An 11,077-nucleotide genomic window follows, 5' to 3' on the forward strand; every position below is an offset into this window, starting at 1 on the left:
CACCAAGGCACCAGCCTGCTCATCCCGCACCGCAAACGACGAGGACAAACCCACCTCAGCCCGCTACAAGAAGCAGAGAACGCTGTCCACCGACAGGCCCGGGCACGAGTCGAACACGCTCTATCCCGGCTGAAGAACTGGAAGATCCTGCGGGACTGCCGACTCAAGGGCAACGGCATTCACCAGGCCATCCTCGGCATCACCCGACTACACAACATGGCCCTCACCGGATAACTCACACCCCATACGGGACAACCTCAAGCCGAACCGTGTGAGAACGGGGGCCTGGCAACACGAGAGGCCCGCCGTCTTCTCAGTGAAGACAGCGGGCCCCGGTTGAGCGCTGGGCAGGCCTTGCACCTGCATCCCCCCACGGGAAGTGGGGTGTCTTTCCTTGGACCACCAACGCGCGGCCGTACTGCCCCGTTCAGGGCGACAGGCTCAAGATCAATAGTACGCCACCTTCTTCTTCTCTGTGCACGCCGACCTGGGTTGGTCAGGGCAGTACTGCGGCCAGCGCGCCTGTCACGGCGGAGGCCAGGGTCACCACCGCACCGAAGGCGGTGGCCGCGCGCAGGCAGGCGGCCGGGTAGCTGGCGCCGTCGAGACGGGCAAGCTTGCCGGCCACCGCTGCGACGACCAGAGCGGTGATCAGGACCAGGCAGACGGTGAACAAGACCAGGGTCAGTGCTGGCATGTCGAACTCCACGAAGAGACGGATCGGTTGAGGGAACGAGCGTCTCGAATCCGGTGTCCGCCAGGGTTCAGGCAGGCGAAGATGAACACTTCTGAACACCCGCGCACACACCGGCTGGGGGAAGCGATGGACACCGGGCACGACGGGCCCGAGCCGGCCGGGGAGCCGTCCGAGGCGCTGCTTCGTCTGCAGGCGCAGTTCGCGAAGGCGTTGGCCGCCACGGGGCAGACGGTGACGTGGCTGGCGGGGAGGGCCGGGGTGGGGCGTACGAGCGTGAGCAACGCTCTGCACCAGCAGTCCGTTCCGAGCGCGCGGACCGTCGCCGGTATGGCGAAGGCGCTGCAATCCTCGACCGGACGGCCGGGGATCTACCGGAAGATCTCCGACTCACGTCACTGGCGCGACCCGCCCGATGAGGCCTATCGCATTCGCCGACCTACTGCCGCAGCAGGCCCGGCCACCCACAGGACCTGGCGACGGCCTGCTTACGGCAACGTTCCTCAGACCGCTTCGAGGCGCGCGGCTGGTGCTGCAACGCCGAAGGACTAATGACCGGCGACGAGCGGCATCAGGCGCACGAGAGACACCCCGCGGGCCGGGCACGAGCAGCAGGTGTGCCCGGCCTGCACGGTGCTCATGCGGCGCAAGTCACTCGGAATCTTCATCCCGGCATGAGCTCCAGGCCCCTGCCGGAACCCTGAGCGCACCGGATAGGGGTTACGGTCAACGGCCCTTGCTCACATTCCAATCTCGACCCCGTATCGGCTGGCACACAACGGACCTCCCCGATCCGCCGCAGCCGCCGCAGCCCCCGCAGCCCCCGCAGCCCCCGCAGCCCCCGCAGTATGTAACGCTGTGCGGACCGCCGGATCGGCGGACCACACAGTGTGATTCGGCGCGTCAGCAGTCGCCGTACCCTCCGCCCCAGTCGTCGTCGTAGCCACCGCCGTAGCCGTAGCCGCCGTCATCGTCGTCCCAACCGCCGCCGTGGGTGACGGTGGTAACGGAGGTGACGGGGTGCGTGGGTACGGCCGCGGAGGCAGCACCCGCGGCGCCGAGCGCGGCGCCACCGGCCATCAGGACACCGATGGCGGACACGGCGAAGAGCCGCTTTGCTCTGATTGCCTGCATGATTCGCAACCCTTCTCGCAGTTTTTCACTCATTGCGTCACGAAGTCGTCCCGCCTCCTCTCGCAAAAAGCTAGACGGAGGTTTCCGGTCGCCGCATGAATGTGATGAACGCGTATCCGCCGTCAACATGGCCCCGTCGGACCACGGACCTTCTGGATTGGAACACAAGTTCTCTCGGCACGTGCATCAGTGCATGCCAGAGAGCGGATCCCGCAGTTGCGGCCGTCTTGTACCCATGATAGTCACCATCACGCGACTCGTCATCTGGGTCGAACCTGGATGTACATTTCGGCTTCCGTGCCCCGCGGAGAGGGCTGCCATTCACAGCGCCTGGCCGATTTGCGCGAAGGACGCCGAACCATCAGGAATCCGCTCGCCGGATGCCGACGTCACTGATACCGGCCACGGTGATCCCCGTGCAGTATGCCTCTCCTGGACTCAGCCCCATCCCCGCAAAGGGTGTGGGGTGCGGAGCCCACGAATGTGCTGCTCGGTGGGCCCAAGGCACCTCAGCCCCCCTGAGTTCGAAGAAGGGCACTACGCCAACCGAGCAACAACCGAACGGGGCAACCTGAAACCACGTCAACCGATTCTGGCCAGCTCGTAGTTCTTGGTTGCCGAGATTGAACTCGTGCTGCCGCAGGGCCTGACGGCGGGCTAACCGCCGACTGTCCCACAATCCCCGGCGGGCGCGCAGCGCCAGCTTCGGCACCTCGCCGTTGTGGCGTCAGCCGATCGCCGCACTCGCCCCTGGTCGCGGCCGGATGCCGTGGGCCGCACGTACACACCCCGCCGACAATGGAGCGGACGCCGACGTCATCCGTTCAAGTTCACGGGCGCCTTCGGCTGTCGCGTTCACCGTCACCCCTGCTCGACGTGGAGGTGGATCGGGCCGCGAAGAATGGGGCTGCGCCGGTATGGTGGCGGGTCGGCGACCAGGCTGGGCCTGTCCAGGCGGCGTACGAGCTCGGTCAGTGCGATCTGGGTTTCCCGCCGGGCCAGCGGGCCGCCGAAGCACAGGTGGATGCCGCTGCCGAAGCCGAGGTGCTGGTTGTCACGCCGATCGGGGTCGAAGCGGTCGGGTTCGTGGAAGCGGTCAGGATCGCGGCTGCCCGAAGCCAACATCAGCATGATCTGCGAGCCTTTGGGGATGACGGTGTCGGCGACGGTGATGTCGTTGTACGCCGCCCGCCAGGGAATGATGTGCACCGGGGGTTCGTAGCGCAGCAGTTCTTCGACCAGCGGTACGACCAGGCCCGGTTCGTCGCGCAGGCGCTGCAGCACTGGTGGGTGGCGCAGCAGCGTCAGCATGCCGTTGGTGATGAGATTGACGGTGGTCTCGTGCCCGGCGATCAGCAGCAGGTGTGCGGTGGCGGCGATTTCGGCGTCGGTCATCCGCCCGTCAGGGCCGTCATCATTGACCAGCCGTGCCAGGAGGTCGTCGCCCGGCCGGCCGCGGCGTTGCTCCAGCAGCCCGATGAGGTACTGGTCCAGGTCTTTGCCGGCCTGCAGGCCGTTCTCCAGTTTCTCCTTCGGATCGATCTCGGGGTTGTAGTCGATCGACGCGATCATGGCGTCAACCCACACGTGGAATCTCGGTTCGTCCTCGCGTGGCACGCCGAGCAGGTGGCAGATCACTGTGACGGGGAACGGGTAGGCGAAGTCGTCGACGATGTCGATCTGCTCTCTGCCCGCGAAGCCGTCGATCAGGCTGCTGACGGTGGCGGAAAGGTCGGGTTCCAGGCTGGTCACCAGCCCCGGGGTGTTCGGCGGGCCGAAGTGGCGCATCGCCATACGCCGCAGGCGGTCGTGCTCGGGTGGGTCGAGGTTGATGAACGGCGGAGTGGTCCGTCCCTCGGCGGCGGACATCGGACGCGACAGATTGCGGACGTCGGAACTCAGGTGCGGGTTGTGCAAGATGTCGGTGAGCTCGCGGTAGGTGCTGATGACGAAGCTGCCGTCTTCTTGCCGGGCCACCGGTGTCTTGCGCAGCTCGGCGTACAGCGGGTACGGGTCGGCCCGAGTGGAATAGTCCATGATCCGGTGCAGGACGTCGGGCGTCTCGGTCGTGGTCATCTCGCTTTCCCTCCTACCGGTGCTGCTGCGCGGCCGTGACCCGCCGCTCAGCCGGATCATGGCCCGTAACGACCACGGTGGCTCCCTGAGCGAGCAGGGCGGGGCCGGGGAAGTCGACCGGCACCGGCTTCGCGTCGGCGGGCTGGTCGGGCGTGGGGCAGGGCGGCGGGAAGGGTGCGGCCGTCTCGATCAGCTGCCGGTAGTGGTCCAGCCACTTCGCGTTGTTGAAGCTCACCGCCGCGGTGACGCGGCCCTGGTAGCCGTATGCGGCAACGAAGCGGTGGTCGGCCACCGATCCCTGGGCGACGACCACCTCATCGGCGAAGGTCGGCACGCCGACGGACTTGATGTTGACACCGAACTGGATGGACCAGAACACCGGGATGGACAGGTGGGGCCAGCGGTCCGCCTGGCCGCTTACCATGTTGTGCGCCGCGACCTCGGCCTGCTCCACGGCGTTGACCCAGTGCTCCAGCGAGATGAGCCGGTACTCGTAGATCGGGTTCGGGCAGCGTGCGACGTCTCCGGCGGCGAAGATGTCGTCGGTGATCAGGCCGTTGACGTTGAGGGCGCGGCACCCCGCGTCGCATGCGATTCCCCAGACGCCTGCCGCCAGCCCCGAGCCTTGTAGCCACTCGGTGTTGCGGATGCCCCCGAGGGCCACCACCGCCACGTCGGCGTCGATCGTACTGCCGTCGTCGAAGTGGGCGCGGCGGAAGTGCCCCTGTTCGTCGCCCTCCAGCCGGGTGACCTTGACACCGCAACGCAGGTCGACACCGTGGGCGCGCTGCATGTCCGCCGCGATCTCACCGATCATGGCACCGAGCGCTCCGACCAGCGGCGCCGACCCGAGTTCGGCGACGGTCACCGGGATGTCCCGCTCGCGGCAGATGGAGGCGATCTCAGAGCCGGTGAATCCCGCACCGATGACCAGTACGCGGGAGGGTCCGGCGGCGAGGGCTCGTTGCAGGCCCTCGGCGTGCTCGCGCGTCCTCACGACGAACACTCCGTCCAGGGCTGCCTCGCTCTCGACGAACCAAGGCCGGGCCCGTACCCCGGTCGAGATCAACACCCGGTCGAAGGGGACCTCGCGTCCATTGGCGAGACGCACGTGGTTGGTCGCCAGGTCCAGCCCGCTGGCGGGCACGCCCAGCAGCCATTCCGCAGCGATGTCACGGCGTCGCGGCAGCTTGGTGCCGTCGGCCGGCACCCACCCGGTCAGTACCTGCTTGGACAGAGGGGGACGGTCGTAGGGCTCGCCCAGCTCGTCACCGATCATGGTCAACGATCCGGTGAAGCCCTCGTTGCGCAGAGCCTCCGCAGCCCTCAGGCCCGCCAGTGACGCCCCAACGACCACGATGCGGCCATCACGCTTGAACGCTTGCAGGGTGTCGGCGCTGGTCATGATGGCGACGCCTCCACCGGCACGTCACGCCCCTCCAGCTGGTCGACCAGAATCGCTTGGAGCGGGCAGGCCGCCGCGGCGCGCAGCACCTGGTCGCGCTGAGCGTCGTCGGGGTTCGGGTTGTACATCAGCGCTTCCTCGCCGTGCATCCGGAACGCGTCCGGAGCCAGAAACGCGCACTGGGCATACCCTTCACATCGGGAAAGATCAACGACAACTCTCATCCCGACCTCCACAGGGACTACAAGCTGCGGACCCTGAAGCCGGTGCCGTGTCGGCAGGCAACGCGCGCGACATGCCTGAGACCATCCCTCGCGAAGCGCAAAGGGGGGCACCGCGCTTGTCGGGTCTCCACAATAAGAATTGGCCATCGCGAGTAGGGCGCGACGAGTGCAGGCAAGACTGCCTGGAAACCTGATCTTGTTCAGTCTAGCCCGCACGTACATCACCCGCACACCCGGAAAAGGGATGCCGCGGCAGACACGCCGGCGAAGCCACATTGCCGTCCGGTACCAGGCCCGAGGGGTCGGAATGGTTGTGTGTACAGGGCATCCTGTTACGTCTTCTGCGACGACCTTCGTCCAGCAACTCCTGCGGTGCACGGGGCCGGGGCGGGTCCTTTACGCACCCCGGCCTCGGAGCTGCCGGTCGGAGCCGGGCTGAGCCTGAGCGTCGCGACGTAGGCGACCACAACCTGAAGGGTGCGACCGAGCCATCCCGCTCGCCGCCCCCGGGAACATTGCCGGAAGGATCGGTCCGCCCCGGAAGGCTCTCAGTCAGGCGCAGCGCGCGAGCCCTTTGCAGGCTACGAGTTGGGGACTATTCGGCTCCGCGATGCGCTGCCCCCACCTCCCTCATCTCCACCGGTTTCGGTGCCGCTGCCGCGGTTGGCCACCCCAAGCCATCGACACATGCCCGCCATAGCCGTCGGACCCCACGTCCACCGCATCATCGCGGCCGGTGGGGTAGGCCCCTCGATGCTGCCGGCGCCATCATCGCCGTCAGCGCCCACTCTCCGCCGGGCTTGACCTCGACGCGGCAGGCGATGAAGCTCCCGGTGTGGCCGCCCGATCCACCGGTGGCGCCCGCGCCGCTGCTGCCAGCCGCCACCGCCGCCTCCACTCAGGGACCGCGTAGTTGTGGTGGCCGGGGACGGTGGACGCGGTCGCCTTGGCTGCAGCAGCAGCGCTGCCCGTAGACGGTGTTCCAGTGCGGGAAGTCATGCGGGGGGGGTAGCGCCACTGGATTCCCGTGCGGTTCACATACGAGATCACATCCATGACCTCGCGCAGGTCGTGTTCGAGCGGCCGGCCGAAGTCCGGAGCCCGGCCACGGCGCTCGAAACGCCAAGCCGCCAGGGATGGCTCGATCAACTCCGCACGCGCATCGGCCAGATCACCCGGATACGACCGTCGCTTCGCCATGCCTCCGGCCTACCGCACCGGACCGCGTACGCCCAGGCCATCCCCGATGGTGGAACGCGGCCGCGGCGACCGGGCGTCCTGGAACGAGACAGGAGTACGCGCAACGGCTCTTCGGCTCCCGCCCTGGCGCATGACCGGCCCCGGATGCGATGGCTGGGCGGACCTGGCTGGCCTAGCGTGGACAGGGGGAGTGCGCGTGCCTGTGCACTGAAACGTCAAGGAGGCTGCGGGTGCCCTTTTTCGGTGGACCGGAGTGGCTGCTGGCCCGGGATCCGGGCCTGCGGGCGGTGCGGCGTTCGGCTCGGGTGACGCTCGTGGCGTGTGCGGGGTTCTACACCGCGCGCTACGGCCTGCAGAACCATAGCGCGGCGATCTACGCGCTGTTCGGCGCGGTCGCCACCGGCGGAATGTCCTTCGTCCCGGGTACGCCGCGTGAGCGCGCCCGCACGCTGCTGGCGGTTCTGCCGGTCGCGGCCGCGCTGGTCACCCTGGGCACCGTGCTCGGGGTGCACTCATGGACGGCAGCCCTCGGGATGCTCGTGGTGGCGTTCCTTGTGACGTTCGCGGGGGTGGGCGCACCCCGGCTGGGTGGGATGGCGGGTGGGCTCCTGGCGTTCTACATCCTGGCGTGCTTCCCGCCGTACGAGCCCTCATCGCTGGGGTCGCGCCTGGCCGGGCTGGCGGCCGGGACGGTGCTGATGGCGGCGGCTGAGGTGTGGCTGCTGCCGGATCGCCCCCCGGGACGGTACGCGGACCGGCTGGCGCACGCTGCGGGGGTCGCGTCCGGGGTACTGCGGGCACTCGCTGCGGAGCCGCGGGCAGCATCGCTCGACAGCCCGCAGCGGCTGATGACGGCGGCGCACGAGCTGCGGCTGAGCCAGGTGCCGGCCGACGAGCGCCCGACGTCGGCGTCGGCGACCCACCGGGCGCTGTGCCAAAGCGCCGCCTGCATGCTGCATCTGCTGGCCCAGACACGGAAGCTGGCACAGGACTCCCACGATGCCCCCCTCCCCCGCGACCCTGCGGCAAGCCGACTGCTGCAAGCGTCGGCCACCGCATGCCACGACGTCTCACTCGGACTGTCCGGCCGGGGCCCGGCGCCGTCCGACGACCCGTACACCGACGCGGCGGCGGACTTCGAGGCCCACCGCGTTCGCCTGCAGACGTGGCGTCCGAACAGCGCGGCCGTCGTACGCGACGGCGCGATCGCCCTGGACATCGCGTACACCGGCAACTTCCTCGTCACAGCGGCGCGCATCGCGCTCGGAGCACCCGTGCCCCATGACGCGACGCCACCCACGAAACGACCGGGCCCGTTCTCGTACGCAGGCCGCCCCACGCTCTCACTCTACGCGCGCGGCCTGCTGACCCACCTCACACCCCGGTCGGTGTACTTCCAGAACGCAGTCAGGATCGCGCTGGCCCTGTCCGCCGCCCGTCTGGTCGTGGGCGCGCTTGACCTGACCCACGGCCTCTGGGCTCTGCTGGCCACCATCACGGTGATGGGAACCAGCGCCACGGGCACCCGCACGGCGCTCCGGCCGGCGTTCACCGGCACGCTCGCGGGCGCCGCCGTGGTGGCCGTGATGCTGTACTTCGTGACCGACCACGTCGCGGTGTATGCGGCCGTGCTGCCGGCCATGTACTTCCTGTCGTTCTCCGCAGGACCCTTGCTCGGCATGGGCTGGGGCCAAGCCTTCTCCACGATCGCCGCGGCCGCCGCCTTCGCCCAGCTCAGTCCCGCGAGGCCAGAACTGGCCGCCGTCCGGTTCACGGACGTCGTCATCGGCGGCGTCATCGGCGCCCTGGCCGGGCTGCTGGCCTGGCCGCAAGGTGGCGGCGGGGAACTACGGCGTGCCTGCTCACGACTGCTGGACCAGAGCACCCGTGCCGTTGCAGAGATCATCGACACCATCACCAGGGACGGTCCAGCCGGCCAGACGCTAGCCCGGGTCAGCCGCGCCCAAGGGATCGCGGACGCGAGCTACGTGCAGTACGCCACCGAGCGTCACGACCCGGATCCGGCACACCCCGCCGACAAGGACTGGATGGGTATCCTGCTGGTTGGAATCTGGGTGATCACCATGGGGCAGAGCCTGCTCGACCACTGCCCCCCGGGCACGCTGGCGGCCTGGCCGCGCAGCGCCGCGCACCTGCACGACGCCGCTCACCGTCTCCGGCTCACCGCACTGCCACTGATGTACGACCTGCACCCCACGAACCCACCCCCCGCGCCCCTCGAGCTGCCGGACCCGAGCCCGCCGACGGACCTCACGGTCATCGCCGATGTTCTCGCCGCCTCGGACGGCCAGGCGCCCGACCCGCTGCTGTACCACGCCGTTGACGCCGCCATCTGGCTGACGAGCCTGCAGAGGGTGGTCACAGCGATCAGTCCGGCCGCGGATGGCCGGACAAACATGCCGGGCTGACCACCGCGAGCATCGTGTCGACGCTCCTACGGGGCACCACGGGCCGCAGTCAGTAGTGCAGCCAGCGCGTCCCCGGGCGTGCCGGTTGCGGGTGTCAGTAGCCGGTGCCGCGCTTGACCTGGGTCCGCTCGATGCTGTGGGTCGCTCCCTTTCCGTCCAGCGTGCGACAGGCATCGGCGATGTCCTGGGTCAGGCGGTCGACCTGTTCGCGGCTCAGGGTCTCCTTGACCAGGGCGCGCAGGATCTTCACCCGTTCCGCGTTGGGCGGGAGGGTGTATGCCGGCACCATCCAGCCCCGCTCGGCCGAGAGCTGCCAGGCGATGTCGGACTCGTCGTAGGCGTGCTCACCTGCGAGCCGGAACGCGACCAGCGGCAGTTGCTCAAGGTCGCTCCCGATCACTTCGAAGCGGCCGCTGCTGCGCAGGTTGTCCGCCAGTGCGCGGGCGTTCTCCTGCATCGTCTTCATGACGTAGGTGTAGCCCTGGCGACCGAGCCGCACGAAGTTGTAGTACTGCGCGAGCACCATCGACGCACCGGTGGAGAAGTTCAGCGTGAACGTCGCGTCCGTCTTGCCCAGGTAGTTCTCATAGAAGACGAGGTCCTTGGCGAGGTCGGCCTCTTCGCGGAAGACCAGCCATCCGATGCCGGGGTAGACGAGTCCGTATTTGTGTCCCGAGACGTTGATCGAACGGACCTGCTCGAGCCGGAAGTCCCATTTCGAGTCCGGGTAGAGGAAGGGCCAGACGAAGGCACCGCTGGCGCCGTCGACATGGATCGGAATGTCGAGGTCCCGCTTCTTTCGAATGTCCCGCAGGAGCTCGTCGATCCCGACGACGTCGTCCTTGTGGCCGGTGAACGTGGTGCCGAGGACGGCTACGACGCCGATCGTGTTCTCGTCGAGATGGGGCTCCACATCCTCCGGGCCGATCGTGTACTTGTCCTCGGCCAGCGGCACGATCCGCGGCTCGACGTCGAAGTAGCGGCAGAATTTCTCCCACACGACGTGGACGTCCCCGCCGAAGACCAAGTTGGGTCGGTCGACCGACAGATTGGCCGCCTGGCGGCGCTCCCGCCACTTCCACTTCAGCGACAGCGCCCCGAGCATGATCGCCTCGGACGACCCCTGGGTCCTACATCCGGTCGTCTTGCCCGGCGCATTGAAGAGGTCGGCGAGCATGCGCACGCAACGCTGTTCGATCTCGGCGGAGATGGGGTATTCCGCGTGGTCGATGAAGTTGCGGTGGAGATTGTCGGCGATGATCCGTTGTGCCTCCGGCTCCATCCAAGTGGTGACAAACGTGGCGAGGTTACGCTGCGGGTCCCCCTCCATGGCAAGGTCCACACCCACCAGCCGCATGGCGTCCGTCGCAGCCATGCCTTCTGCGGGAAAGGTCTCCGAAGGAGCGGGCACGGTCAGGAACCGGTTGCCGAACAGGGCCGCGTCGTCACTCTTGGTCATATCGGCAACTCAACCACGGTCGGAGAAGGAGCCGTGCTCAGGACCTGTGAATGGGCCCCGGATGCACGCGAACGGCGTACCCTACCCGGCGATCGACGACGCTCGCCTGCCACACGGCAGCCCACGTCCCAGCGGGCGGACGGCCCCTCTCCCTGCCGCGCGGGGGCTGCTGCCGCCTCGCGTCTGGCGCCGCATGCCGCCGCGCGCGGCGACGAACCGGTCGATTCCCGCCACTGGGCGAGCGGAGCCCCTCACTCCCCCGCCTGCATCCAGGCAGCCGAAGTGCCCGGGGACGACGCGTAGCCGGTACCCCTCGACTCGGTCTTGGTGTCTGCTGAGCCCGTCAGCGCATCCGCTCGATGAGGCGGGGGGGCCCCCCCCCCCGCCGGGCGGGGCGGGGGGGCGGGCCGCCGCGCCCCGCCCCCCCGGGGGGCTTCAGCGTCATAGACACACCAC

The 11,077-nt window shown here is 68.5% G+C and carries 8 protein-coding genes and 1 pseudogene; 2 read left to right on the forward strand and 7 right to left on the reverse strand.

All coding sequences use genetic code 11. The features are described 5' to 3' along the window. Positions 1–234 (forward strand): transposase family protein (locus ACFXA3_RS02820; RefSeq protein ID WP_385180971.1); only part of this gene is annotated, 234 nt, incomplete at its 5' end. Between the two features lie 262 nt (positions 235–496). Here ACFXA3_RS02820 and ACFXA3_RS02825 read toward each other — a convergent pair. From ACFXA3_RS02825 to ACFXA3_RS02850, 6 genes and pseudogenes are all read right to left on the reverse strand, one after another. Then, positions 497–697, reverse strand: coding sequence for a hypothetical protein (locus ACFXA3_RS02825; RefSeq protein WP_385180974.1), 201 nt, complete (start codon positions 695–697; stop codon positions 497–499). Between the two features lie 900 nt (positions 698–1,597). Further along, positions 1,598–1,828, reverse strand: coding sequence for a hypothetical protein (locus tag ACFXA3_RS02830; protein WP_385180976.1), 231 nt, complete (start codon positions 1,826–1,828; stop codon positions 1,598–1,600). Between the two features lie 861 nt (positions 1,829–2,689). Further along, on the reverse strand, positions 2,690–3,904 hold the full coding sequence (locus ACFXA3_RS02835) for a cytochrome P450 (protein WP_385180978.1): 1,215 nt from the start codon (positions 3,902–3,904) through the stop codon (positions 2,690–2,692). Positions 3,905–3,917: 13 nt separating this feature from the next. Beyond that, positions 3,918–5,309: an NAD(P)/FAD-dependent oxidoreductase gene (locus ACFXA3_RS02840; protein ID WP_385180981.1), complete on the reverse strand. Its 1,392-nt coding sequence runs from the start codon at positions 5,307–5,309 to the stop codon at positions 3,918–3,920. Continuing rightward, the gene (locus ACFXA3_RS02845; protein WP_385180984.1) at positions 5,306–5,533 is read right to left on the reverse strand and encodes a ferredoxin; all 228 of its coding nucleotides are present in this window, start codon (positions 5,531–5,533) and stop codon (positions 5,306–5,308) included. Before ACFXA3_RS02845 ends, ACFXA3_RS02840 begins: the two co-directional genes overlap by 4 nt. Before the next feature lie 967 nt (positions 5,534–6,500). After that, a pseudogene (locus ACFXA3_RS02850) lies at positions 6,501–6,733 on the reverse strand (transposase); the annotation flags it as partial. 230 nt (positions 6,734–6,963) lie between these two features. Here ACFXA3_RS02850 and ACFXA3_RS02855 point away from each other — a divergent pair. Further along, complete coding sequence (locus ACFXA3_RS02855; protein WP_385180987.1) at positions 6,964–9,162, forward strand: FUSC family protein; 2,199 nt, start codon at positions 6,964–6,966, stop codon at positions 9,160–9,162. Positions 9,163–9,256: 94 nt separating this feature from the next. On the opposite strand, the gene ACFXA3_RS02860 is transcribed toward ACFXA3_RS02855, so the two are convergent. After that, positions 9,257–10,621, reverse strand: coding sequence for a glutamate decarboxylase (locus ACFXA3_RS02860; protein ID WP_385180990.1), 1,365 nt, complete (start codon positions 10,619–10,621; stop codon positions 9,257–9,259). Positions 10,622–11,077: the final 456 nt, after the last annotated feature.

Source organism: Streptomyces sp. NPDC059456, from assembly GCF_042750055.1.
Taxonomy (GTDB): domain Bacteria; phylum Actinomycetota; class Actinomycetes; order Streptomycetales; family Streptomycetaceae; genus Streptomyces.